We start from the raw sequence: 26,564 nt of genomic DNA on the forward strand, positions 1-26,564 counted from the left end.
GCTGTAGGCAATGGCTTCACCTGACTTACCTGTCACTTCATCTGTTGTGAGAACACGGTTACCGTTAGTGCTTACATAACGGATAATAGCTTTTTGAGCATCCTTACGGTAAGTAACTGTTTCAACACGGTCTTGGTCTTTCGCTTGAACTCCACTTACAGCTGGGATTTCTGATTTATCCGCTGTGTAACCTGCGATGGTTGGAGAGACCACTTTATCAAACGTATCATCATTAGTTGTCCAGTCTTGGAAGTCAATATGACCTGTTACCAAGTTGACATTGCTCCAACGTTTGAAGTTCAGTGTTTCAACCACATCATCCTTAGCNTTNCTTCCATCTTCGTAAACATAATGGATGGTACGGCTAACACTTTCCTTGTTATCCAAGTTTTCAACGGTTCCTGGCCAACGTGGGCTATCTGGTTGTCCTGGATTAACTGGTGTGTTTGGTTGTGGAGTTGGGTTATCTGGGTTAACTGGTTCAACACGNTCTGAAAGGGTTACAGTGTAGACTTGGTCACGTGCTGTATCGTAGTCATAAACCTTCGCACCACCTGATGTGAATTCATCGCTAACAAGCTTNTAACCTTGTTTCTTGAATTCATTGATTTGACTTGTTGTGCTGTAGGCAATGGCCTCACCTGACTTACCTGTCACTTCATCTGTTGTGAGAACACGGTTACCGTTAGTACTTACATAACGGATGATAGCTTTTTGATTTTCTTTTTCAATGACTACATTAGAATCTTTACCAACAGCATCTAAATCATTATCGTCGTTTGGATCAATAGTTTTTGTTTCTGCATCATATCCACGAATAGATTGCTTGTCACTAATTTTCCAACCAACTGGTGCTTGAGGAATTTCAGTAACATCTGCTCTTGTTGTGTCATTAAAATCATTTTTGTATTGTCTACGGACAGCTGCTTCTTTATTTTCTACTACTTCACCATTTGAATTGATGTAATGTCCATCTTTGTCGACTAAATTGATATAACCTAAGTCTTTATACCAAACGTTGACAACTGTTTCATTTATATAGTCTGGGTTAACTGTTAACTCATCAACACTCTTGGCATCTGCGTAGAAACCTGGGTTAACTGGGGTCATAACTTTCTTGAAGGTATAATCCAAATCTCCGATAGCACGTTTCCGACGACGCGAACTACCTTGTGCGGCATGAGCCTCAATAGCACTCTTTAATCTTAAGCGTGCTTCTTGATCTAACGGAATATTCCACCCGCCTTTTTTATTTGCCTTTGCATCTTCAACTCGAAGCCCCTTTACAGGTTTTAAGGCAATTTTATCTTTTTCTTCTGACTCTTTGTCTACTTCAGAAGTTTGTTCAGCTACTTTTGATTCTGCATTTTTCTTTTCAGCAGATTCAATTTTGCTCACTACTTCAGTTTTATCAGTAACTTTAGTCGTAGTCGCCCCTCTAAGTTCCAAAGCAATAACTGCAGCTTGAAGTTCAGACTCTGCTTGAGATAATTCTGATTCTGTCACATTTGCTCTGTTTAGTAATACTTTAGCAGATTGAATACTAGATTGAAGACGTTTTACACTTTCTTCAGTGTACAATTTAATCTCCAATTTTTCTGCACGCGAAAGAGCCGCTGATAATTTTGACTTATCAACAGCATTTTTAGAAGATACTTCTTCTTTCTGAATTTTAGCTTCTTCAACTTTTTCTGCTGGCATTTTAGCTTCATCAGATTTAGTTGGAGTTGCTTCCACTGGATTTGAAACAGATGGAGCTGCATAAGTCTTCTCTGACTTAGTATTTGTACTTTGCGTTTCCACAATCTTAGCAGAATCATCTAACTTATCAGCTTTAACTGTCTTTGTATTTTCAGAACCATTTTCATCCGCTTGTACAGTTTGAGCATTAGCAGCTGATCCTAAGACCAAGGCTGTACCAAGTAAAACACTCGCTGCACCAAAGTGATACTTACGAATAGAAAATCGTTGTTGCATACTATACCAGTCAAATGATTTCTTATGTGAATGTTTCATTTTGAACTCCTAAGTAATATTTTATAATTCCTACTCTACAACTATTTAATATATAAATCAACACTATCCAAGGAATTACTATATCGTATTTCTGATTTTCAGAGCCAGTTATTATATTCTCTTTTTTTTGAATCGTCGGAACATTTTTTTAGCTCTAACATTATAGTTGATTAAAAACAGAAAAATGATATAATAAATTAAGGAGGATAATACCCATATGAGAAACCTTTTATCCACAAAAGATCAAAGACAATTACGTTTAATGGAAACCTTAATTCAGAATCGTAATTGGATGAAATTGCATGAACTAGCCGAAAAATTAGGATGTACAGAACGAATCTTAAAAAGTGATTTAAATGAATTACGTGTTTCCTTTCCATCTATTGACATCCAATCTTCTGTTAACGGAATCATGATAGATTTAGAAGTTAACACTAGTGTAGAAGATATTTATCAATATTTTCTTGCTAATTCTCAATCTTTTCAATTACTAGAGTATCTGTTTTTTAATGAGGGGCTACCTATTTATCGAACAATAGAAAATCTTCACTCTAGTAATGCCAACCTCTATCGACTGGGCAGAAATATTACAAAAACTCTATCAACTCAATTCCAAATTGAACTATCATTTACTCCATCCGAAATACGTGGCAATGAAATCGATATTCGCTATTTTTTTGCCCAATATTTTTCTGAGCGCTATTATTTCCTAGATTGGCCTTTTCCTGACCTTCCTGAGGAAGATTTAACAGAATTTGCTGACTTCTTCTATAAAATCACGAATTATCCAATGCGATTTTCAATTTATAGAATGTACAAACTGATGATAGCTATCAGTATTTACCGCATCAAAAATGGTCATTTTATCGACTTACCAAATCATTTCTATGATGAATACTATCCTATTTTGGCGAGTATTCCAAACTTTGAGGAGATACTTGTTCATTTCTCTGAAAAACTGGGACTTGAAATCACTCCAGATATCATTGCACAAATTTTTATTTCCTTTATTCAAAGTAACATTTTCTTAGATCCTCAAGAATTCTTCAACTCTTTAGAAGAGAACAGTGAAGCAAGACACTCTTACCAATTACTTAGTCAAATATTAGAACGCCTATCAAAACAATATAATATTACTTTTACTAATCATGATGAGCTGATTTGGCATTTACACAACACTGCTTTCTTTGAAAGACAGGAAATCTTTTCTACCCCAATCTTATTTGAACAAAAAGCATTGACGATTAAAAAATTTGAAGTTTACTTCCCAGACTTTATGGGAAGTGCACGTCAAGAACTGGCTCAATATCGTCAGGCAATTGGACAGTATGACCATCCTGAACAGTTGGAACACTTGATGTATACCATCTTGACCCATGCTGAAAAACTCTCTACTCAGTTGTTAGAAAATCGACCACCTATCAAGGTTTTGATTATCAGTAACTTTGACCATGCTATATCCCTTACCTTTGTTGATATGCTTTCCTATTACTGTAATAACCGCTTTACCTTCGATATTTGGGATGAATTGAAAACAAGTCCTGAGATTTTAAATCAGACAGATTACGATATCATCGTGTCTAATTTCTATATTCCAGGAATTACCAAGAAGTTTATTTGCCGAAACCATCTGTCAATCATGGACTTGGTTAATCATCTTAACTGTTTATCAAATGGGATTCATCTGTCCAATACTTTATAAACTAGAAAAGTCAGCATAATACTGCTGACTTTTTCTTTTATCTATTTTCTATACTTCCTTTACAAAAACCAATTCCTGTAGTTGGGACAGGTCTTCTCTGTAAACAAATCCTGCAAAGCTTAAGCGACGAGCTTCCTCCACCGTTTGTACTTGATTTTCTATCAGCGCTGTCAGGAAGGCACCACGCGCTTTCTTAGAAATGGTTGAATGAATCTTCAGCTGACCACCCTTGTCCTCCATGAATTTGAAGGTCACCATTTTTTCTCTGATTTCCTTAGAAAATACAGTCTCAAACTCCGACGACAAGAGAGAGAAAATTAGGTCTTCACCATTCATATCCTCATCATAGGCTACCTTCCAATGACTCTTCAAAGTCTTACCAGCGACCTTTAATTTCATCAAAAAGTCCAAACGGTGAGGTGCCATAGGTGACATGGCTGGAACAACTCCGTACAAAGCCGAGGTAATGAAGACATGATTTTCAAGATAGGCTTGTTCTGCATCGGTCAATTTATCTCGCTTGATATGACGGTACATAAGCCCATCAAAAAGTTTCAAGGCTGAATAGTGTTGAGCAGTTTGCTTTTTCAAGGCTTGGATATGTTGAAATTCTTCCGCCGCCTTTTCAGCTGATACCTTGTAAAAACTCTCCAATTGACTAGCAGAATAGAGAGCCAAGGCATCAAGCACGGCCTGACTTTCTGGCTTTAAAGGAGTGGCTTCAATACTTGGTAAATCTGTGTTCATTTCTTTTGCTGTTGGGATTAAAATTTTCATATTAATAGTGTAGCATATTTTTTTGCCACTACCAAGAAATTCATCTGAAAAGAGACTGGGAAAAGTCTTAAACCTCAGAAAAAAACGCATAATATCAGGTGTTGAAAAATCTTGATACTATGCGTTTTATTGTGGAATAATTTACTTCATTTTTTCCTGAAATTGAGTTTTTGCCCAGCCTCTTCCCTTACTGCACTTTAAAGGTCTTGAGATAGTTGTCTTTTCCTACTTGACCTTCGAAGGTTTTACCATTTTCGAGGTAAGGGAGGTCATCTGATACTGAGGCCTTAACCTTGTAAATCTTGCCATCAACTTTAAAGAAGTAGACGGTGTCTCCCTTGATAACAGCTGATTTGAGATCTGCTACCACACCCTTGATACTTTCTGTGGTTTCATTATCAATTTCAAGATCGTTTTTATTGGCGTACTTGCTGAGTAGCTCTTCCACTGTCGTAGCTACGATAACATTTTGGTACTCGACTGCGTCTACCAGAGCGTACTCTTTGACCAAACCAGCATTGTCCTTCAAGCCCATGATGTAGAGAGGCTTGTCATTGAGGTTGATGAGGATTGGGAAGGTCGCCTTGTAGGATTTCTCCTGAACAGCACCTTCTGCTGATTCACGGGCTGATTCTTCTGTCGCAGAAGCCAAGCTATACTTAGTGATTTCTCCTGTTCGCATATTTTCAAGAATGAAACCAAGATTACTTTCATCCGCATTAGCCGACGTCACACCTGTGTAGAGGTAGATGTCATTCCCGATAGACAAGTAATTATAGCCCTTGGTAGTCTGGGTCACGTTTTTCTTGGAAATCATAGCATTCCAGAAACCGTCCTTGTACTTGCCGTTATAGTTGATTTGCTCGATGGTTTCCTCAGCTGGATAAACACGGTCCACCCATTCTGGAACATCTGCCAAGCTGTATTCCTTGGTTTCTCCATTTGTGGCATCCAAGATAATGACTGAAACAGGACGGGGAACCGCAAGTCCAAATTGCTTTTGGTAAACCGTTGCTACATAGAAAGGATTGCCCTCATCGTCCACCTCAAATGATGGAGTCTTGAAGATCTTAGTTGGGTACTTCAAGCGTAGGTGACGCTTGACATCACGGTTAAAATACTCCGAGTCAGAATACTTGATTGGTGTCTTCAAGTCCACCAAGTTGGCATTTCCAGTTACCATGTCCACCTTGATATACTCGCCGATTCCTTTTGCTTGATTGTTAAACCACTTGATAGGGTCTGCATATTCTAGTGGTGTCACTCGATAAGGTTTTCCATCAATCGTCAGTTGGGTATAGGTATCTGCGGCTACGTACTGCGACACCTTATCCGTTAGAGAACCCAAGTAGCGGTCACCAATTTTCTCAGCAGTACTTCTATCTAAGATAGGAACCTTACTGGTGTCAGTCTTAGGAAATTCAGTAAAGTCTTTTTCCGTAACTGTGACTACATTAGCATAATTTTTAGCCTGAAAAATGCTGGAGGTCACCAAGGAAACTAAACCAGCTAAGAGAAGAATTCCTCCAATAGAAGCTAAAAGGATTTTCCCTAATCGATTGATTTTGAAACTCTCTAGATTTAAGGCAGCTTCCGCTTTACCGTGGCGCACATGAACTGTTTTGACCAGATTTATTCCCTTGCCAAAGCCAAATAAGATTGCCACAACCAGCAAATGCCCACAGAGGAAAAAGAGAAATTCCCAGCTGATCAGGTTAAGAGGCGGTAAAAAGATATACCAGGTCGTTGCGATAAAAAGCAGTTCAAAGACTATTCGTTTCATTTGCTTTCCTCCTAAATGATTCGTCCTTCCAAGTGATCCAGTTCATGCTGGCAAATCTGAGCTGGGAAGCCTGTCAAAGTAATGGTCTGTTCCTTCCACTTGCTGTCACGATAGGACACCGTAATCATTTCATAACGGGTCGTCGGTCTCTCACCTGTCAAGGACAAACAGCCTTCTTCTGTCTCATAAGGTCCTTCAAAGGACAGGAGCACTGGGTTAAACATGACCACAGGAACCAGGCCAAGATTAAAGATAATCACGCGCTTCTGCACCCCAATCATATTGGCAGCCAGACCAACACAGGTCTCGCGATTTTCTAAGAGTGTATCCTGCAAATCTTTGGCAAGATAAAGATCTTCTTGACTTGCCGGTTGAGACACCTGAGATAAAAATAAGATATCCTTTACAATTTTCTTCTCCACTTCCTCACACTCCTCTTTCTTTTTACTATATTATAGCAATTATAGCACAAAAGCCGATAACTGCAAGCCCTTTCCCTCAACTGTAACAAAAAGCCATCCGAAGATGACTTTTTTTAAATCGCATTCTTGTCAAAACCGAGTTTACGTTGGATAAATTTAACGATTTCGACAATGATAATCATTGAGAAGCTTCCAGCCATAACAATTCCCCATTGAGACAAGTCTAGTTTGGTTACGTGGAAGATACCTTCAAGCGGTTCTACGACGATTGTTGCCATAAGAAGGATGAAGGATACCAAGATAGACCAGTTGAAGGTCTTAGACTTGAATGGGCCAACTGTCAAGATGGATTGGTAAACAGACTTGACATTGTAGGCATGGAAGAGCTGAATCAAACCAAGGGTTGCAAAGGCCATAGTTAGAGCATCCGCATGAATGGCATGATTGTCACCCACATGAACTGGGTAAAGAAGGGCAAGGCCATAAACACTCATAACAATAGCTGCTTGGAGTACACCTTGATAGATGATAGAACTCAAAACACCACCTGAGAAGAAGCTTGCCTTGCGTCCACGTGGTTTATGGTTCATGACACCAGGCTCAGCTGGCTCAACACCTAGAGCGATAGCTGGGAAAGTATCGGTTACCAAGTTGATCCACAAAAGATGAACTGGCTGTAAGACATCCCAACCAAACAAGGTTGATAGGAAGATAGTTAATACTTCAGCAGTATTGGCAGAAAGTAGATACTGAATAGTCTTTTGAATGTTTGAGAAAACCTTACGTCCTTCTTCCACTGCAACGATGATAGTCGCAAAGTTATCATCTGCAAGAATCATGTCAGAAGCCCCCTTAGAAACCTCTGTACCAGTGATTCCCATACCGATACCGATATCGGCTGTTTTCAGAGCTGGCGCATCATTGACACCATCACCTGTCATGGCAACGACCTTACCTTGTTTTTGCCAAGCCTTGACGATACGAACCTTATGCTCTGGAGATACACGCGCATAAACAGAGTATTGACCAACTACTTTTTCAAAGTCTTCATCAGATAGTTCGTTGAGCTCAGCACCAGTTAAAACGTGACCTTCTGTATCGTTTGCATCAATGATTCCCAAACGTTTGGCAATAGCTTCTGCAGTGTCTTGGTGATCACCCGTAATCATGATTGGACGGATTCCAGCTTCCTTAGCTACACGAACAGCCTCAGCAGCTTCAGGACGTTCAGGGTCAATCATCCCAATCAAACCAGTAAAGATTAAATCATTTTCAAGCTCTTCAGAAGTGAGGTTTTCTGGAATGCTGTCAATAATCTTATAAGCACCAGCAAGGACACGCAAGGCTTGGTGAGCCATTTCAGAGTTGTTTGTGTGAATGAGGTTTGTAACCTTCTCATCAATCGGAGCAATATCCCCAGCCTTATCACGAAGAACACAACGTTTCAAGAGTTGGTCTGGCGCACCTTTAACAGCTACGAGGAAGCGTCCATCTGCAAGTGGATGAACTGTTGACATGAGCTTACGTTCAGAATCAAATGGCAACTCAGCCACGCGTGGATATTTCTCTAAGAAACCTTTGACATCGTAACCCTTATCCAAGGCATACTGGATGAAGGCTGTTTCAGTAGGGTCACCAATCAGATTGCCATCCACATCGATTTTCGTATCATTGGCCAAGACTACTGAACGTAGAAGCGGCATTTCAAGACCCAGTTCAATATCATCAGCTGAGTCATGTAGGACTGCATCGTAGAAGACTTTTTCGACTGTCATCTTGTTCATGGTCAACGTACCAGTCTTATCAGAAGCGATGATTTCTGTTGAACCAAGAGTTTCAACTGCTGGCAACTTACGAACGATTGAGTTTCGTTTGGCTAAAACTTGAGTACCAAGGGCAAGAACAATAGTTACGATAGCTGGGAGCCCTTCTGGAATAGCTGCAACGGCAAGGGCAACAGAGATCATCAACTCACCGAGTGGATTTTTCCCTTGAATGAAAACACCCACTACAAAAGTAACAAGTGCAATAACCAAGATAGCATAGGTCAAGACTTTAGAAAGGTTGTTCAAGTTTTGTTTAAGTGGTGTATCTGTCTCATCCGCATCTTGAAGCATACCAGCGATATGACCAACTTCAGTGTACATCCCTGTATTGACAACAACACCCATCCCACGACCATAGGTCACGTTTGAGTTTTGGAAGGCCATATTGACACGGTCACCAATACCAGCATCTGCAGTAAGCTCGACTGACAAGTCTTTTTCGACTGGCACAGACTCACCTGTAAGAGCTGCTTCTTCGATTTTAAGAGAATTGGCTTCTAGTAAACGTAGGTCTGCAGGTACTACATCACCAGCTTCGAGAGCGACGATATCACCTGGTACCAATTCTTTAGAATCAATCTCCGCCATATGCCCATCACGAAGAACGCGGGCAGCTGGACTAGACATGGATTTGAGAGCTTCGATGGCTTCTTCTGCTTTCCCTTCTTGGTAAACACCAAAGGCAGCATTGATGATAACCACAGCTAGGATGATAATAGCATCTGCGATATCTTCCCCACCAGAAGTCACAACTGACAAGATTGCTGCAGCAACTAGGATGATAATCATCAAATCCTTAAATTGCTCGATAAATTTGACCAGGATTGATCGTTTCTCGCCTTCTTCGAGTTCATTGTGGCCAAATTCTGCAAGGCGCTTTTCCGCCTCACTTGATGACAAACCTTGCTCGGTCGCATCCACAGCCTTCAAGACCTCTTCAGGACTCTGAGTGTAAAACGCTTGGCGTTTTTGTTCTTTTGACATGTGTCTCCTCCTTGACATTGTGTGCAAAACAGACTCTCTTTTCCCTCATCGCATCTTTTCACGACAAACAAGAAGAGACCTGTTAATCATAACAAGTCTCGCTGTTTAAGATAGTGCCGGAAAGCATACTTTTCAGTATAAAATTCGGAATGACGACACTATCACAGGTTTCTGCCAGCTACTCCCTTGAGTAGTACTATTATACCAAATTTTGAAAAGTTTTCAAAGAGTAAAAAATGACTTATTTGAATTTTCCCTTGAAAACCAGTATAATGGTAGAATGCTATATGACTAGAAAGGAAGTTGAATGAAGCAATCTATCTCAAATCTCAAGTTAGCTGAGCGTGGGGCCATTATCAGTATTTCGACCTATTTGATCTTGTCTGCAGCCAAATTAGCAACTGGTCACCTCCTTCATTCATCCAGTTTGGTGGCCGATGGTTTTAACAACGTGTCGGACATCATTGGAAATGTGGCCCTCTTGATTGGAATCCGGATGGCGCGCCAGCCTGCAGACCGAGACCACCGTTTTGGCCACTGGAAGATTGAGGATTTGGCTAGCTTGGTCACTTCCATCATCATGTTCTATGTTGGTTTTGATGTTCTAAGGGATACCATTCAAAAGATTCTCAGTCATGAAGAAACGGTTATTGACCCTCTGGGTGCAACTCTAGGAATCATTTCTGCAGCGATTATGTTTCTAGTTTATCTCTACAATACTCGCCTCAGTAAGAAATCCAACTCCAAGGCACTCAAGGCTGCCGCCCAGGACAATCTTTCTGATGCTGTTACCTCACTTGGTACTACCATTGCCATCCTGGCCAGCAGTTTCAATTATCCCATTGTGGATAAACTGGTTGCCATTATCATCACTTTCTTTATCTTGAAGACTGCCTATGATATCTTTATCGAGTCTTCCTTTAGCCTTTCCGATGGTTTTGACGACCGCCTGCTTGAGGACTATCAAAAGGCCATTATGGAAATTCCCAAAATTAGCAAGGTTAAATCTCAAAGAGGTCGCACCTACGGTAGCAACATTTACCTTGATATTACGCTAGAAATGAATCCTGACTTGTCTGTTTTTGAGAGTCATGAAATCGCGGATCAAGTCGAGTCTATGCTGGAGGAACGTTTTGGCGTCTTTGATACCGATGTCCATATCGAGCCAGCACCTATCCCTGAGGATGAGATTTTAGACAATGTCTATAAAAAATTGCTCATGCGCGAACAATTGATTGATCAGGGAAATCAACTGGAAGAACTCTTAGCTGACGATTTTGTCTATATTCGTCAAGATGGAGAACAGATGAATAAAGAGGCCTATAAAGCAGAAAAAGACTTGAATTCAGCTATCAAGGACATCCAAATCACTTCCATCAGTCAAAAGACCAAACTCATCTGCTATGAGTTAGATGGTATCGTCCATACCAGTATCTGGCGTCGTCACGAAACCTGGCAAAATATCTTTCATCAAGAAACCAAAAAAGAATAGAGAAATCCTGTCATGAGACGGGATTTTTCTATTCTTCTAGCTATCAAATTCACTTAGATACTCATAGCGTTCGTATTTTTCAAGGAGTGCTTCGTTTTTCTCATCCAGTTCTTTTTGGAGAGTAGCCAACTTACCAAAGTCAGAGCCGTTGGCCTGCATTTCCTCTTCAATGACAGCGATACGATTTTCCAAGGCTTCAATATCGCTTTCAATACTTGCCCACTCCTGCTTTTCTTGGTAGGTCATGCGTTTCTTGTCTTCACGGACCTTGACCACTTTCTCCTTTTCGGCCTTTTGCACTTGATTGGCCAACTCTGTTTCAAAGACTTTTTCATCAAGATAATCGGTATAATGACCAAAGAAAGGACGAATCTTGCCATCCTCAAAAGCGAGAATCTTGGTCGCTACCTTATCTAAGAAATAACGGTCATGGCTAACTGTCAAAACTGGACCAGCAAAGCCTTGCAAGAAATTCTCCAAAACTGTAAGAGTAGCAATATCCAAGTCATTTGTCGGCTCGTCCAAGAGAAGAACATTTGGTTTTTCCAAGAGCAGTTTGAGGAGATAAAGACGTTTTTTCTCTCCCCCAGACAATTTCTCAATCAAGGTTCCATGCGTCGAACGTGGGAAAAGGAACTGCTCCAGCAACTCTGCAATCGAAGTCGTAGAACCACCGCTGGTCTTGACCTCTTCTGCCACTTCCTGCAAGTAATTGAACACTCGCTTGCTTTCATCCAAACCCTCAATTTGCTGAGAGAAATAGGCGATGCGAACAGTTTCCCCAATCACAACTTGTCCTGCTGTCGGCTCAAGAATGCCTGCAATCAAGTTAAGGAGAGTTGATTTCCCAACACCGTTATCCCCAACAATTCCAATACGATCTTTAGCCTGTACCAAGAGATTAAAATCTTGCAAAATAGGCTTGTTTTCATAGGCAAAGAAAACATCCTGAAACTCGATAACTTTCTTCCCAATCCGACTGGTTTCAAAGTTCATGGTCAAGTCTGTCTCAGCAACGCCACCTGAAACTTCTTTCTTTAAATCATGGAAACGATTGATACGAGCTTGCTGCTTGGTCGCACGCGCCTGCGGTTGTCTGCGCATCCATGCCAATTCTTGCTTATAAAGTTGTTCCTTTTTGTGGAGAAGAGCCGCATCGCGCTCATCTTGTTCAGCCTTAAGGCGAACATAGTCCTGATAATTCCCTTGATACTCGGTCAATCCAGCTCGATCCAACTCGAAAATCCGTGTTGACAAAGCGTCCAAGAAATAGCGATCGTGGGTGATAAAAAGGACGGTCTTCTTGGAATTTTTCAAAAAGAGGGTCAGCCACTCAATAGTCGCAATGTCCAGATGGTTGGTCGGCTCATCCAGCAGCAAGAGGTCGTGGTTGCCAAGAAGAACTTGCGCCAACTGGACCCGTCTTCTTAGACCACCTGACAATTCTCCCACTGGAGTAGATAAGTTCTGAATACCCAGCTTGCTAAGAACCGTCTTGACCTGACTCTCAATTTCCCAAGCTTGGAGAGAGTCCATTTCTGCCATGACCCGTTCCAAACGCGCCTGTTTGTCATCACTATAGTTGAGCATGATCAACTCATACTCACGAATGAGTTGGATTTCCTTGAGGTCGCTGGAGAGGACCGTATCCAAAACCGTCTTGCTATCATCAAAATCAGGGTCCTGAGTCAAGTAACCAATCTGGTAATCATTCTTAGCCGAAAAGGGACTGACATCCCCATCAAAGCCAGAAACACCAGATAGAACATCTAAAAGGGTGGTCTTGCCAGTCCCATTAACACCGATTAGACCGATTCTGTCTAGGTCATGGATAATAAAGGAAATATCCTTAAAAACGGTCTTGTCACCGACGGATTTACTTAGTTTTTCAACGATAAAAACACTCATTTTTTCTCCCTCAGATAAGCATGGATGGCTTGACGGTCATTTTCCAATTCTCCATCGACAATGGCATATTCAATCTCTGTTAAAATCTCTCCCAAGTCTGGGCCCGGCTGATAACCATATTCCTTGATTAAAATGCCACCGTTAATCTGAATTTCTTTCTTATCATGAATGGTCAAGCTCTGGTAGGTTTCAGTGATGGCTTGTGGGTTGACTTCTTTTCCTTGGGCCTGACGAAGATTTTCAGACTGTAAAAGTAAATCCAAGTCAAAGCGATAACAATCGCGCTTGCTCAATTCTCCCTTTTCACGCAAGGCCAAAATAGTCAGCAAATCCTGAACTTGCTTGGCAAATTGACGTGAGGTCTTCCAAGCCTTCAAAAATGGCTGCGCATTTTCAATCTCCAAAGCCCACAGTAGAGCTGCCCAGGCTTGTTCAGAGGATTCAAAAGTAAAATCAGTCTCTAAATCAAACAGTCTATTAAGCTCGTCCTGGCTAGATGCCATATCAGGGAGATAGTCATAAGCTTGACTCTCAATCATGGAAGCCAAACCCCTTCTCCAAAATGGAGCCAGCAAGAGTTTATCAAACTCAACGAAGGTACGCTCCACAGAAATTTTCTCCAAAAGTGGCGTCAAAATTTTCATAGCTTTAAATGTTTCTGACTCAAGTTCGAAGCCAAGACTAGCCTGAAAACGAAAACCACGCATAATCCGCAAAGCATCTTCGTTGAAACGCTCACTAGCCACTCCAACTGCTCGTAAGACTTGCTTTTCCAAATCTTCTAAACCATGGAACAAGTCAATGATTTCTCCTGTCTCGTCCAAAGCAAAGGCATTGACTGTAAAATCACGGCGCTTGAGGTCTTCTTCTAGCGAGCGCACAAAGGAGACCGCACTGGGTCTGCGATAGTCCACATAGACATCCTCTGTCCGAAAGGTGGTTACCTCATACTCCTCATCCCCATCTAAAACTAAGACGGTTCCATGCTCGATTCCGATATCGGCTGTTCGCGGAAAAATCTGCTTGGTTTCTTCTGGATAAGAAGACGTCGCAATATCCACATCATGAATGGGACGATTGAGGAGGGCATCTCGAACAGAGCCCCCAACAAAATAGGCCTCAAAACCTGCTTCTTTAATTTTTTCTAATACTGGTAAAGCCTTCTGAAATTCAGAAGGCATTTGCGTTAATCTCATAATAAGTGTTCTAATCCATAGACAAGCTCATGACGCTTGACAACTTCTTTAATTCCCAAATTCACCCCTGTCATGAAGGAGCTGCGATCATAGGAGTCATGACGGAGTGTCAATCCTTCTCCCTGATTGCCAAAGATGACTTCCTGATGGGCTACTAAGCCTGGCAAACGTACTGAGTGGATCCGCATGCCATCAAAGTCAGCACCACGAGCACCTGCAATCAATTCTTCTTCATCAGGCGCACCTTGCTGGGTAGACTCTCGAACTTCTGCCATTAACTCAGCTGTTTTAATAGCTGTTCCACTCGGAGCATCCTTTTTCTTGTCATGATGGAGCTCGATAATCTCCACATTTGGGAAATATTTAGCAGCCTGCCTTGCAAATTGCATGAGTAAAACAGCACCCAAGGCAAAATTTGGAGCGATTAAACCACCCAAATTTTGTTCACGAGAAAATGCTTTCAGCTCTGCAATTTCTTCACTCGTGAAACCAGTTGTTCCAACTACTGGAGCAAAGCCATTTTCAAGAGCAAAGCGTGTATTTTCATAGGCAACAGTTGGAGTAGTAAAGTCTACCCAGACATCCGCTTCAAAGCCTGCTAAATCAGCCTTATCCTTGAAAACAGGAATACCCTGCCATTCTGATTCAGACTCAAAGGGATCCAAAACTGCTACCAAGTCCAAGTCTGGATCAGCCAAGACCATCTGACAAGCAGCCTGGCCCATCTTTCCCTTAAAACCAGCAATAATTACTCGAATACTCATCTCTACTCCTGACTAAGATACAAAGGACGATAGCTGCCCTTGAAAAATAGGGAATGACGCTGACTTTCCATGAAAGGCAAGACAGGCATCTTTTTTCAAGAGGCAGGTAGTCCGTGTTCAATTTCTAAGATACAAAGCCTGTAAGAACACAGAGTGAAAATAGGAGTTCTAATCAAGGAGTGTCTCCTCCCTCCTTGGAAGAACTATCTTTTTCACAGAGGGTTCCAGGCGTGTTCAATTATCAAGATACAAAGGGCCTTAGCTACCCGTGAAAAATAGGGGATGGCGCTGACTTTCCATGAAAGGTAAGACAGGCATCTTTTTTCAAGAGGCAGGTAGTCCGTGTTCAATTGCTATTTCTTAACTAGCCTAGAAGCGCAAACTAAATTACTGGAATATAACCTAGAGCAATGCTTCCTGCTCCTAGGTGTGTTCCAATGACACTACCAAATGTAGCAAGTGAAACATCCGAACCTACTCCAGATTCAAGTAAGTGCTGACGCAATTCCTCAGCCTTTTCAGGGGCATTTCCGTGAATGACAATGATACGGTATTGGCCTGAAGCTGTTGCTTCATTGATAATTTCAATTAAGCGCTTGGTTGCTTTCTTTTCAGTACGGACTTTTTCGTACACTTCAATCACACCTTGGTTATTGAAATAGAGGATTGGCTTAATGCTTAGCAGATTGCCCAAAATCGCAGCTCCATTTGAAAGGCGTCCACCTTTAACCAAGTGGTCCAAATCATCGACCATGATGAAAGCAGATGTGTGACTAATTTGGATAGCTAGCTTATCCTGAATAATGGCAAAGTCATCACCCTGGTCTCGCCAGTTAAAGACACTTTCAACCATGATACCCAGAGGAGCACTTGTAATCAAAGTGTCTGGGAAGGCAATGGTTAATCCCTCATAATCATCGACCATGTACTGGATATTTTGGTAAAAACCTGAAATTCCAGAAGATAGGAAAAGCCCCAAAGCATGTGTATAGCCTTGTTCTTTAAGCGAAGTTAGAATCTCATCTAACTTGGCAATACTTGGTTGACTGGTCTTAGGCAATTCAGAAGCCTGAGCCATTTTTTGGTAAAATTCCTCAGCAGTCAGATTGATCCCTTCGACATACTCCTCACCATCAATATTAACAGGAATATCCAAGACAAATAAATCTTCTCTTTGCAAGGTATCTGCACTGAGATAGGCAGAGGAATCTGTGATAACAGCTAATTTCATATTAGAACTCCAAATTGATTCCTGGTAAGTCTAATGCAATTTCAGTTACTTCATAAGTCAAACGGTTGAGCATGTTCAAACATGGACGAGCCAAGGTTTCCACTTCTTCTTGGTTCAATTCACTTGGTTCGTTAACAATACGACCATCGATATGGTTCACCTGTGAAATGGTTCCACTGATGACAAATTTATCAAATACAATCATAAAACTCAAGATAACAATCAAGGAAGTCACTTGATTTTCTTGGTCATGTTGAATTAATTGGAAGTTCACATCCACCTTAGTTTCAGGAGCTCCATTTTCATTTTCCCATTCAAAATTACGCGCATCAAAATGATACTGACTAACAAATTCTTGTTCACGTTTAAGATTCATGTCTTTCTCCCTCGGCTACAATATTATAAGCTATTGTACCATAATTTTTTATTTTCATCTAGTTTTCTAGGATTTAGTCAATCCCGATTTCAGCTCGAACTACGTCTGCGATGGTATCAACATAGTAGTCCACTTCTTCTGTTGTAGGCGCTTCTGCCATAACACGCAAAAGAGGCTCTGTTCCACTTGGGCGAACAAGGATACGGCCATTCCCCGCCATTTCAGCTTCCATCTTCTCGATGATAACCTTGATAGCTGGCACTTCCATAGCCTTTTCCTTCATGGCATTTTCCACTCGGATATTGACTAATTTTTGTGGATAGATGGTTACTTCTGCTGCCAACTCTGACAAGCTCTTACCAGTTTCCTTCATGATTTTGGTCAATTGAACAGCAGATAATTGGCCATCACCTGTTGTATTGTAATCCATCAAGATGACGTGACCAGACTGTTCACCACCGAGGTTGTAGCCTGATTTTCTCATTTCTTCCACAACATAGCGGTCGCCAACTGCAGTGACTGCCTTGTTAATGCCTTCACGGTCCAAGGCCTTGTGGAAACCAAGGTTGGACATAACAGTTGTCACGATTGTATTTTGGGCCAATTGTCCTTTTTCAGAAAGGTATTTCCCGATGATGTACATAATCTTGTCACCATCAACGATGTCGCCATTTTCATCAACAGCAATCAAACGGTCACTGTCTCCGTCAAAGGCCAAACCAATAGCTGAGCCGCTTTCTTTGACCACATCTTGAAGAGCTTCTGGGTGAGTTGAACCAACATTAAGGTTGATGTTAAGACCATCTGGTGTTTCCCCGATAACAGTTAATTGAGCGCCAAGGTCTGCAAAGATTTGACGGGCACTTGTAGACGCCGCACCGTTTGCTGTGTCCAAGGCAACCTTCATTCCCTCAAGAGGAGTTCCAGTTGAAACAAGATAGCCTTCATACTTACGCAAGCCTTCTGGATAATCTACCAAGGTTCCCAAGCCTTCTGCACTTGGACGAGGAAGAGTGTCTTCCGCAGCGTCTAGCAAGGCTTCAATTTCTGCTTCTTTTTCATCGTCCAGTTTGAAGCCATCACCGCCAAAGAACTTAATTCCGTTATCAAGGGCTGGATTGTGGCTGGCAGAAATCATGACACCAGCACTTGCTCCTTCAGTTTTTACCAAGTAAGCTACTGCTGGTGTTGCCAAAACACCTAGTTTGTATACGTGAATACCAACTGAAAGAAGACCAGCTACCAAGGCAGATTCTAGCATTTCCCCAGAAATACGTGTATCACGTCCTACAAAAACTTTCGGTGCTTCCGTTTCATGTTGGCTAAGAACATAGCCTCCAAAACGTCCTAGTTTAAAGGCCAATTCTGGCGTTAATTCTACGTTAGCTTCTCCACGGACTCCATCAGTCCCAAAATATTTACCCATTTTTATAAAATCCTTTTCCTATTTTTAATTCGTTTTTGAACTAGTTGCTTTCGTTGACGAAGATGTCTCCGACGAACTGCTTGTTGTTGAATTTGATGTGCTTGAACTTGGTGCTACTGGTTTTGTAGTCACCTTCATTGTCGTGTCGAACGGAGTAATAACTGCCGGTAAGACAACACCATTGCGATCGATTGCCTGCAAAGGTACTGAACCACTGTAATTACCTGTTATGCGTTCGCTGGTTGGTAAAAGCGCAATAACTTTGTCAATCTTAGCTAATGTTTCCTGGTCAGTTGTGACCGAAACTCGTTCGTTTGACACGGTTATACTATCAATTTGTAACTTGGGATCAATCTGGCTTTGGTCAACTTGTGGCACAACAAGCATCCCATCTCGCTTAACCTTCTTCCCAACATTCACTGTAATCTTTTGAGGCGTTGCCACAGCGGTCAATCCACTTGGAAGATTTTCAATATTCAAGGGAACTTCAATCGTTCCAACACTGGCATCCGTCAAATCAGCAGTTACCTTAAACTTACGAGTGCTCTCCTGCATTTCGCTGGCCAAGGTCACACGATTGGCTCCGGTTAATACCACTGAAACTTCTGATGCAAATCCGCTAATGAAATACTGGTCATCATCATAGTGAATAACAATAGGAACGTTCGTTATCGTATTGGTGTAAGTTTCTGATTTAACCTGCCTTGCGGTATTACTATTTTGAAAGTTGGTTGACGTTGCATAGATGAATAAGATACAAGCAAAAAAGAGAGATGAAATGATGTATAGACTATTTTTTCTCATATTTCCAACCTCCTAACAAACGGTCCTTGAAACTGACTTTTTCCTCAACGGCTGGCAAAAGAATTGCTCGTAGCTCTGCTTCAAATTCTTCAATCGTCAAGTCGTGCTTGAAAACACCGTTATAGGTAATAGAAATGCCACCTGTTTCCTCTGAGACGATGAAGGTCAAGGCATCGGATACTTCTGACAAACCGATAGCCGCCCGATGTCTGGTCCCAAATTCCTTTGAAATCCCTGTGCTTTCTGTCAAGGGCAGATAGGCAGAGGTGACTGCAATCCGATTTTCTCTGATAATCACAGCACCATCGTGTAGGGGAGTGTTGGGGATAAAGATATTAATAAGGAGTTCAGCTGAAATATTGGCATCCAAAGGAATCCCTGTCGCAATGTATTCTTGCAAGGTCCGAACTCGTTGGATGGCAACCAGAGCACCAATCTTACGAGGACTCATATATTCAACCGACTTGATAAAGGCACGAATCATTTGCTCTTCTGCACTAATTTGAGCAGTAGAAAAGAAATCTGTTGCCCTTCCCAAACGTTCCAAACCAGTTCGAATCTCTGGAGAGAAGATAACAACCGCAGCAATAACCCCATAGGTGATAATTTGATTAATCAACCAAGAAATCGTTGTTAAACCAAGGATATTGGCTACAACCTGGGCTAATACAAAGATCACGACCCCACGCACCAAAATCATAATCTTGGTGCCAGCTATCGCTTTTGTAAAACGATATAAAATATAGGCCACAATCAAAATATCAAACAGATTGATGGCAATACTCCAAGGACTAGAAAACAAGCTAGTCCAATATTGCAGGTTGGATAATTGTTGAAAGTTCATCTGCTGTCTCCTCTCTGTCCAAACACGTTCCTTTCTATTATACCATTTTTCTGACATTTTTTTCCCTATCCTACTTCATTTTAAATTAAGGAAAAATATGATAAAATAAACTGACTAGAAAAAACAAAGGAGAAACCATGTCTCAACTCTATGATATTACCATTGTAGGTGGTGGTCCTGTCGGGCTTTTTGCAGCCTTCTATGCTCATCTACGCCAAGCCAAGGTCCAAATCATCGACTCTCTTCCCCAACTCGGTGGACAACCTGTCATTCTCTATCCTGAAAAGGAAATTTTAGACGTCCCAGGTTTCCCAAATCTGACTGGAGAAGAGTTGACTAACCGTCTAATCGAGCAATTAAATGGCTTTGATACCCCTATTCATCTCAACGAAACGGTTCTTGAGATTGAAAAACAAGAAGAAGGATTTGTCATCACAACTTCTAAAGGAAGTCACCTGACTAAAACAGTTATCATCGCTATGGGTGGCGGTGCCTTTAAACCACGTACGCTGGAACTAGAAGGCGTTGAGGGCTATGAAAATATCCACTACCACGTTTCCAACATCCAGCAATATGCTGGTAAGAAAGTGACGATTCTTGGTGGAGGAGACTCAGCTGTGGATTGGGCTTTGGCTTTTGAAAAAATTGCGCCAACTACCCTTGTTCACCGCAGAGATAATTTCCGCGCCTTGGAACACAGTGTCCAAGCCTTGCAAGAATCATCTGTGACCATCAAGACACCATTCATCCCTAGCCAACTCCTTGGAGATGGAAAAACGCTTGACAAGTTGGAAATCACAAAAGTTAAATCTGATGAAACAGAAACTATTGACATAGACCACCTCTTTGTCAACTATGGTTTCAAATCTTCTGTTGGTAACCTTAAAAACTGGGGTCTGGACCTCAACCGCCACAAGATTATCGTCAACAGCAAACAGGAATCCAGCCAAGCAGGTATCTATGCTATCGGTGACTGCTGCTACTATGACGGAAAAATTGATCTGATTGCGACAGGCCTCGGAGAAGCACCAACCGCCGTCAACAACGCCATCAACTACATCGACCCTGAGCAAAAAGTACAACCCAAACACTCAACAAGTTTATAAGAAAAGAACCACGAGTCCTACGATTCGTGGTTTTATAGTTCATCGGCTAATTTATTTATCTTTCTAAGTCTGTGATTGACGCCACTTTTGGTCAGAGGGGTGCTGAGACTATCTGCTAACTGCTGGATAGAGTAGTCTGGGTGCTGAATCCGCAATTGCGCTACCTCCTGCAAATCCACTGGCAGGTTTTCTAAGCCCATGATATCTTTGATTTTACTGATATTGTTGATAGTCTTCATGCTGGCAGAAACTGTCCGAGCAATATTGGCTGTTTCTGCATTATTGGCCCTATTGAGGTCATTACGGGTTTCTCGCAAAATCTTAACCCGCTCAAAATCATCACGCGCCTGCATAGCTCCGATGACAATCAAGAAGTCCATAATATCTTCGGCACGCTGGAGATAGGTCACAGCTCCCTTCTTGCGCTCAAGCACCTTGGCATCCAGCAAAAACTGCTGGAGAAGAGAGGCAATCCCTTGCGCGTGGTCCAGATAAACGGAACTGATTTCCAACTGGTACTTGCCTGACTCAGGGTCACGAATGCTTCCATTTGCCAAGAAAGCGCCACAAAGATAAGCACGACCTGCTTCCTCGTCCGATAAAATCGCCTCATCAATACCTGTTTCAAGGCCAAAGAAAGAGTCTGCCAAGTGCAAATCACTCAACAAGTCCTGCACCTTTTCATCTGTAAAAACGGTATAGACTCGATTCTTGCGAAGATTGCTCCGTTGGTGGTGGCGAATTTCCGATTTGATTTCGTAGAAATGGAGAAAGGACTCGTAGAGGTGACGAGCCAGTTTGGCATTTTCTGTCACAACTGACAAGGTCAAGCCCGAAGTCGAGAGACCGATACTGCCAGACATTTTGATAATGGCAGATAATTCATGCCGGCTCAGATGGTGTTGACCTAAGATTTCTTCTTTTACTGCTACTGTGAAACTCATTTTCTCACCTGTATAATCCGCATCAACTCATCCACGATCAAATCTCCATCGTGAAAGGCACCCCCATTTTCCAGACGAAGGAAGTTAGAGGAAATCACGCGCGGAACTTGCTTACAAAGACCAGCAAAATCATGTTCCACCTGCACTAAGTATTCATCAAAACGGTTGGAATTCATGTATTCCTGAGGCACTTTTTCAATATTCACCAAGACAGTATCGATAAAAGGTCGGCCAAGGTGACGATGCAAGACCTCTACGTGGTCACTATCTGTAAAGTGTTCCGTCTCCCCACGTTGGGTCATGATATTGCAGACATAGGCGATTTCTGCCTTGGTTTCCAAAAGTGCCTGCCCGATTTCCTTAATCACGATATTGGGCAAAATCGAGGTAAAGAGGGAACCAGGTCCGAGGACAATCATGTCACTTTCAAGAATGGTCTGCACTACTCGACGACTGGCCAGAGGCGTATCATCGTTGAGGGTATTAGTCACATAGACATGGTCAATCATACCTGGATGGTCTGCAATATGACTCTCTCCAGCCACTTCTGTCCCATCCTGAAAGACTGCATGAAGGGTCAATGGATGGTCACTGGAAGGATAAATCTTCCCAGTTGTATGGAAAAATTTGCTCAGTAACTGCATGGCATTATAAGTCGAACCCTGCATTTCTGACAGGCCAGCGATAATGAGATTTCCCAATGGATGGCCAGCAAAGGCTCCAGCATCTTCAGAAAAGCGATACTGAAAGACTTTCTCATAAAACTTAGGCATATCCGACATGGCCACAAGGACATTGCGAAGATCACCTGGCGGTGTCAACTGCTGCATGTTTTTTCGGAGTTCACCTGATGAACCACCATCATCGGCCACCGTTACGATAGCAGCGATTTCCACATCTTTTTCACGCAGACTTTTAAGAATGACGGGGATCCCAGTCCCTCCACCAATCACCGTTATCTTTGGTTTTCTCATGAACGGTTTACCGTTTCCTTTCTTCGGTCTTTGTCGCGATGCCCTTCATTAACAGGCCAAATCTTGGATAAGTCCTGCGCCAAGCGTTTAGCAAAGGCTACACTACGGTGTTGTCCACCCGTACATCCCATGGCAATGGTCAAAACTGACTTCCCTTCCTTTTGGTAACTTGGCAAAATCGGCTCAATCAAGGCCAACAAATGCTGATAAAAATCTTCTGACTCAGGATGATTCATGACATAGTCATAAACTGGTTCATCTACACCCGTTTGATTACGCAGTTCTGGTAGATAATAGGGATTTGGCAAGAAACGGACATCAAAGACCAAGTCTGCATCAATTGGGATTCCATATTTAAAGCCAAAAGACATGACCTCGATACGGAAAGACTGGGCTTGCTCTTGATCTGAAAACTGCTCTGCAAGGGTTTTACGCAGCTCACGAGGAGTAAGTTCAGTCGTATCCACCACATTTTGGCTCATATTTTTCAAAGGCGCCAAGAGCTCACGTTCCAGCTTGATTCCATCCAAAATCCGTCCATCTGCTGCTAATGGGTGACTCCGTCTGGTTTCCTTGTAACGAGCAACCAATTCCTTATCAGCTGCATCCAAAAAGAGAATTTTAAAGTCCAGTTCTTCCTTGTTTTCCAACTCATCCAAAACAGCTTGAATCTCTGAGAAGAAAGAACGGCTACGCATATCTACTACCAAGGCCAACTTATGGTCGTCTTCCTTTGTTTCCACCAACTGCAAAAACTTAGGCAAGAGAGCTGGCGGCATATTATCAATAGTAAAATAACCCAAATCTTCGAAGGACTGAATGGCAACTGTTTTCCCTGCACCACTCATTCCTGTCACAATCACCAAGTGAAGTTGTTTCTTTGTCATCTTTTTCTCCTTATATCAAAAGAAGTTTGGCAGAACCAAACTTCAACTAGCTTATCCAATCTCTGCGATGACTTCGATTTCGACTTTTACATCACGAGGAAGACGAGCTACCTCTACTGCTGAACGAGCTGGAAATTCCTCTTTAAAGGCCGTTTGGTAAACCTCGTTAAAAGGAACAAAGTCGTTCATATCGCTCAAAAAGCAAGTTGTTTTGACAACATGGTCAAAGTCAGTTCCTGCTTCTGCCAAAATAGCACCGATGTTTTTTAAGACTTGCTCTGTCTGTTCTTGAATCGTTTCTCCAACGATTTCCCCAGTTTCAGGAGAGAGAGGAACTTGACCACTAGCAAACAAAAGGTTGCCAACGATTTTTCCTTGAACATATGGTCCGATAGCCTTTGGGGCTTTGTCTGTATGAATTGTTTTTGCCATTTTCTTTTCCTCACAATTTTTCTAAGATTGCATCCCAAGCCTCATCCATCCCTGCCTTGCTGACAGATGAAAAGAGGATAAAGTCGTCACTTGGGTCAAAGTTTAATTTCTTTTTGATTGCTGATTCATGCTTGTTCCATTTACCACGAGGAATCTTGTCCGCCTTAGTCGCCACAATGATGACTGGGATCTCATAATACTTAAGAAATTCGTACATCTGCACATCATCTGCTGACGGGTCATGACGAAGGTCAACTAGACTGACCACTGCACGGAGATTTTCCCGAGTCGTTAAGTACTCCTCAATCATGCGCCCCCACTTTTCACGTTCCTTTTTGGAAACACGGGCATAGCCATAACCAGGCACATCCACAAAACGCATCTTGTCATCGATATTAAAGAAGTTGAGAAGCTGAGTTTTACCAGGTTTCCCTGAAGTTCTCGCTAGATTCTTGCGGTTCAGCATAGTGTTGATAAAACTAGACTTGCCAACATTTGAACGCCCTGCTAGGGCAATCTCTGGTAGTTCATCCTGCGGATAGTGGGATTTATTGGCCGCACTGAGCAAGATTTCAGCATTGTGTGTATTAAGTTCCATAATCACCTCTAGGCTGTCTCTAGGATTGGTTTATCCGTTCCATCGACAGCTTCTTTTGTGATGCGAACCAATTTCACATTTTCCTGACTCGGTACTTCAAACATAACATCTAGCATGGTTTCTTCGATAATCGAGCGAAGTCCTCGCGCCCCTGTCTTACGTTCGATAGCCTTATTGGCAATTTCTTGAAGGGCTTCATCATCAAATTCCAACTCGACATCATCATAAGATAACAAGGTTTGGTATTGTTTCACCAAAGCATTTCTTGGTTCTTTCAAGATGCGAACAAGGTCATCAACGGTCAATTGCTCAAGAGCTGCAAAGACAGGCAAGCGCCCAATCAACTCAGGAATAATCCCGAATTTTTGAATATCTTCTGCGATGATTTCTTGCATGTAAGAGCTATTTTCATCAATCGCCTTATTATTTTGACCAAATCCAATGACTTTTTCACCCAGACGTTGTTTGACAATTTCTTCAATGCCATCAAAGGCACCACCCACGATGAAGAGGATGTTCTTGGTATCCACTTGAATCATTTCTTGTTGTGGATGTTTGCGTCCACCTTGAGGTGGTACGCTGGCAACGGTTCCCTCGATAATCTTGAGAAGGGCTTGTTGTACTCCTTCACCAGAAACGTCACGTGTGATCGATACGTTCTCGCTCTTCTTAGCAATCTTGTCAATTTCATCCACGTAGATAATCCCACGTTCTGCACGCTCAATGTTAAAGTCAGCAGCCTGCAAGAGTTTGAGGAGGATATTTTCCACGTCCTCTCCCACATAACCAGCCTCAGTAAGAGCTGTCGCATCTGCGATGGCAAAAGGAACATTCAAGCTCTTGGCTAAGGTCTGAGCAAGGAAAGTTTTCCCTGAACCAGTTGGGCCAATCATTAAGATATTTGACTTCTGCAAATCCACATCTTCTGACTCTTCACGCGTATCGTGGAAATTGATGCGTTTATAGTGGTTATAAACTGCTACTGCCAAGGCACGTTTGGCACGATCTTGACCGATTACATAGTGATTCAATATGTGGAGGAGTTCGATTGGTTTTGGAACTTCTGACAAGTCTGCCAAGACTTCCTCAGCCAACTCCTCCCGAATGATTTCCTGAGCCAACTCCACACATTCATTACAGATAAAAGCGTTGTTCCCAGCGATTATTTTTTGTACTTCTTCTTGGCTTTTGCCACAAAATGAGCAATAAACCATCATATCATTATTCCTAGTTGTAGGCATGATTTCCTTCCGTTCTATTCTATACTATCATTCTATCTAAAATAAGGTCATGTAAAAAGCATGGATACTATTGACCAAATTGGTAAAGGCATTTAACAAGAGTAGGACAGAAAGTCCATAACGCTTTTTACGAAAAGCCTGTGCTCCTGCAAGCAAGCAGACCAAACACAGCATGGCTGTGAAAAAACCAAATATACTACGTTCCATTAGACTTCCTTTCTCTTGCGGTATTGGATGGTAAAATCATAAGGATTCTTTTCATCTTTGCTATAGGATTTGCTTGAAACTGTCTCAAAAAGAGACAAGTCAAACTCCTCAGGGAAATAGGTATCTCCCTCCACCCGAGCATGAATTTGAGTCAGAATCACTTCGTCAAGGTAGGGTTCAAAAGCCTGAAAAATTTGCTTCCCACCAAGAATATAGAGATTTTTGTCTTGACCCTGATACCAGCCCAGAACAGACTGGACATCATGAAAAGTAACAACCCCGTCTAGCTTTTCTTCCAAGTTACGTGTTAAAATCAAGGTCTCCCGTTTTGGAAGCAGGCGACGCCCCATCCCATCAAAGGTCACACGCCCCATCAAGATAGCATGATTCAGAGTTGTTTCTTTGAAGTGTTGCAATTCTGCTGGCAAATGCCAAGGCAGACGATTGTCCTTACCAATCACACCCTCTTCATCCTGGGCCCAAATAGCTACGATTTTCTTAGTCATGCTTCCATCCTTTTTACTGATAGTACTATTTTATCAAAAAAGTCAAAAAAAGACTGGTTTGGAATGCGTTCAGTTTGATAGAAAAGAAGCAGACTAGCTTTAGCCTGCTTCTCCTGTC

General features: G+C 42.0%; 24 protein-coding genes. 3 read left to right on the forward strand and 21 right to left on the reverse strand.

Annotated features, from left to right (window positions below; all coding sequences use genetic code 11):
• Positions 1–2,016: mucin-binding protein (locus D8855_RS10540; RefSeq protein ID WP_185757558.1), on the reverse strand; the 2,016-nt coding region annotated here is incomplete at its 3' end.
• Between the two features lie 217 nt (positions 2,017–2,233).
• Here D8855_RS10540 and pclR point away from each other — a divergent pair.
• Positions 2,234–3,718, forward strand: a complete 1,485-nt coding sequence (pclR, locus tag D8855_RS04210) for a virulence transcriptional activator PclR (protein ID WP_125416197.1) — start codon at positions 2,234–2,236, stop codon at positions 3,716–3,718.
• Between the two features lie 48 nt (positions 3,719–3,766).
• Here pclR and yaaA read toward each other — a convergent pair whose 3' ends face one another.
• The 4 genes from yaaA to D8855_RS04230 all read right to left on the reverse strand — a co-directional run bounded on the left by yaaA (position 3,767) and on the right by D8855_RS04230 (position 9,510).
• The gene (gene yaaA / locus D8855_RS04215; RefSeq protein WP_125416199.1) at positions 3,767–4,495 is read right to left on the reverse strand and encodes a peroxide stress protein YaaA; all 729 of its coding nucleotides are present in this window, start codon (positions 4,493–4,495) and stop codon (positions 3,767–3,769) included.
• 187 nt (positions 4,496–4,682) lie between these two features.
• Positions 4,683–6,278 carry a hypothetical protein gene (locus D8855_RS04220; RefSeq protein WP_125416201.1) on the reverse strand — a complete coding sequence of 532 codons (1,596 nt, stop codon included), beginning with the start codon at positions 6,276–6,278 and terminating at the stop codon, positions 4,683–4,685.
• Between the two features lie 11 nt (positions 6,279–6,289).
• Positions 6,290–6,700 carry a peptide deformylase gene (locus D8855_RS04225; protein WP_070479899.1) on the reverse strand — a complete coding sequence of 137 codons (411 nt, stop codon included), beginning with the start codon at positions 6,698–6,700 and terminating at the stop codon, positions 6,290–6,292.
• 113 nt (positions 6,701–6,813) lie between these two features.
• The gene (locus D8855_RS04230; protein WP_125416203.1) at positions 6,814–9,510 is read right to left on the reverse strand and encodes a cation-translocating P-type ATPase; all 2,697 of its coding nucleotides are present in this window, start codon (positions 9,508–9,510) and stop codon (positions 6,814–6,816) included.
• A gap of 307 nt (positions 9,511–9,817) precedes the next feature.
• Between D8855_RS04230 and mntE the strand changes: the two genes are divergently transcribed.
• Complete coding sequence (gene mntE, locus D8855_RS04235) at positions 9,818–11,002, forward strand: CDF family manganese efflux transporter MntE (RefSeq protein WP_125416205.1); 1,185 nt, start codon at positions 9,818–9,820, stop codon at positions 11,000–11,002.
• A 36-nt stretch (positions 11,003–11,038) separates the two neighbouring features.
• On the opposite strand, the gene D8855_RS04240 is transcribed toward mntE, so the two are convergent.
• The 8 genes from D8855_RS04240 to cdaA all read right to left on the reverse strand — a co-directional run bounded on the left by D8855_RS04240 (position 11,039) and on the right by cdaA (position 19,551).
• Positions 11,039–12,910 (reverse strand): ABC-F family ATP-binding cassette domain-containing protein, encoded by a 1,872-nt coding sequence (locus D8855_RS04240; protein ID WP_125416207.1) that lies wholly within the window; start codon positions 12,908–12,910, stop codon positions 11,039–11,041.
• Positions 12,907–14,106 carry a CCA tRNA nucleotidyltransferase gene (locus D8855_RS04245; protein ID WP_080977758.1) on the reverse strand — a complete coding sequence of 400 codons (1,200 nt, stop codon included), beginning with the start codon at positions 14,104–14,106 and terminating at the stop codon, positions 12,907–12,909. The genes D8855_RS04240 and D8855_RS04245 overlap by 4 nt, the downstream gene beginning before the upstream one ends.
• On the reverse strand, positions 14,103–14,870 hold the full coding sequence (gene dapB / locus D8855_RS04250) for a 4-hydroxy-tetrahydrodipicolinate reductase (protein WP_049511118.1): 768 nt from the start codon (positions 14,868–14,870) through the stop codon (positions 14,103–14,105). The genes D8855_RS04245 and dapB overlap by 4 nt, the downstream gene beginning before the upstream one ends.
• Positions 14,871–15,252: 382 nt before the next feature.
• Positions 15,253–16,101 (reverse strand): DegV family protein, encoded by an 849-nt coding sequence (locus D8855_RS04255; protein ID WP_125416209.1) that lies wholly within the window; start codon positions 16,099–16,101, stop codon positions 15,253–15,255.
• 1 nt (position 16,102) lies between these two features.
• Entirely contained in the window at positions 16,103–16,477 is a 375-nt protein-coding gene (locus tag D8855_RS04260; protein WP_001050079.1) for a DUF1149 family protein, read from the reverse strand.
• Between the two features lie 73 nt (positions 16,478–16,550).
• Positions 16,551–17,903 carry a phosphoglucosamine mutase gene (glmM, locus tag D8855_RS04265; RefSeq protein ID WP_049511120.1) on the reverse strand — a complete coding sequence of 451 codons (1,353 nt, stop codon included), beginning with the start codon at positions 17,901–17,903 and terminating at the stop codon, positions 16,551–16,553.
• Between the two features lie 24 nt (positions 17,904–17,927).
• On the reverse strand, positions 17,928–18,707 hold the full coding sequence (locus tag D8855_RS04270) for a CdaR family protein (protein ID WP_125416211.1): 780 nt from the start codon (positions 18,705–18,707) through the stop codon (positions 17,928–17,930).
• Positions 18,694–19,551: a diadenylate cyclase CdaA gene (gene cdaA / locus D8855_RS04275; RefSeq protein WP_064275962.1), complete on the reverse strand. Its 858-nt coding sequence runs from the start codon at positions 19,549–19,551 to the stop codon at positions 18,694–18,696. Before cdaA ends, D8855_RS04270 begins: the two co-directional genes overlap by 14 nt.
• Positions 19,552–19,688: 137 nt before the next feature.
• On the opposite strand from cdaA, the gene D8855_RS04280 reads away from it, so the two are divergent.
• Complete coding sequence (locus tag D8855_RS04280; RefSeq protein WP_125416213.1) at positions 19,689–20,657, forward strand: NAD(P)/FAD-dependent oxidoreductase; 969 nt, start codon at positions 19,689–19,691, stop codon at positions 20,655–20,657.
• A 32-nt stretch (positions 20,658–20,689) separates the two neighbouring features.
• On the opposite strand, the gene whiA is transcribed toward D8855_RS04280, so the two are convergent.
• Genes whiA through D8855_RS04320 form a run of 8 tightly spaced genes read right to left on the reverse strand, consistent with a single transcriptional unit; the run spans position 20,690 to position 26,446 of the window.
• Positions 20,690–21,601, reverse strand: coding sequence for a DNA-binding protein WhiA (gene whiA / locus D8855_RS04285; RefSeq protein WP_049540853.1), 912 nt, complete (start codon positions 21,599–21,601; stop codon positions 20,690–20,692).
• Positions 21,598–22,575, reverse strand: coding sequence for a YvcK family protein (locus tag D8855_RS04290; protein WP_001231075.1), 978 nt, complete (start codon positions 22,573–22,575; stop codon positions 21,598–21,600). Before D8855_RS04290 ends, whiA begins: the two co-directional genes overlap by 4 nt.
• Entirely contained in the window at positions 22,572–23,462 is an 891-nt protein-coding gene (gene rapZ, locus D8855_RS04295) for an RNase adapter RapZ (protein ID WP_061590350.1), read from the reverse strand. The genes D8855_RS04290 and rapZ overlap by 4 nt, the downstream gene beginning before the upstream one ends.
• A gap of 51 nt (positions 23,463–23,513) precedes the next feature.
• The gene (locus tag D8855_RS04300) at positions 23,514–23,894 is read right to left on the reverse strand and encodes a RidA family protein (protein ID WP_001140420.1); all 381 of its coding nucleotides are present in this window, start codon (positions 23,892–23,894) and stop codon (positions 23,514–23,516) included.
• Between the two features lie 10 nt (positions 23,895–23,904).
• Positions 23,905–24,492 carry a ribosome biogenesis GTP-binding protein YihA/YsxC gene (gene yihA / locus D8855_RS04305; protein ID WP_000422605.1) on the reverse strand — a complete coding sequence of 196 codons (588 nt, stop codon included), beginning with the start codon at positions 24,490–24,492 and terminating at the stop codon, positions 23,905–23,907.
• 8 nt (positions 24,493–24,500) lie between these two features.
• Positions 24,501–25,733 carry an ATP-dependent Clp protease ATP-binding subunit ClpX gene (gene clpX, locus D8855_RS04310; RefSeq protein WP_025169664.1) on the reverse strand — a complete coding sequence of 411 codons (1,233 nt, stop codon included), beginning with the start codon at positions 25,731–25,733 and terminating at the stop codon, positions 24,501–24,503.
• Between the two features lie 36 nt (positions 25,734–25,769).
• On the reverse strand, positions 25,770–25,940 hold the full coding sequence (locus tag D8855_RS04315) for a hypothetical protein (protein WP_042901356.1): 171 nt from the start codon (positions 25,938–25,940) through the stop codon (positions 25,770–25,772).
• On the reverse strand, positions 25,940–26,446 hold the full coding sequence (locus tag D8855_RS04320; protein WP_125416215.1) for a dihydrofolate reductase: 507 nt from the start codon (positions 26,444–26,446) through the stop codon (positions 25,940–25,942). Before D8855_RS04320 ends, D8855_RS04315 begins: the two co-directional genes overlap by 1 nt.
• Positions 26,447–26,564 lie beyond the last annotated feature (118 nt).

This window comes from Streptococcus mitis, assembly GCF_003942685.1.
Classification (GTDB): domain Bacteria; phylum Bacillota; class Bacilli; order Lactobacillales; family Streptococcaceae; genus Streptococcus; species Streptococcus mitis_CD.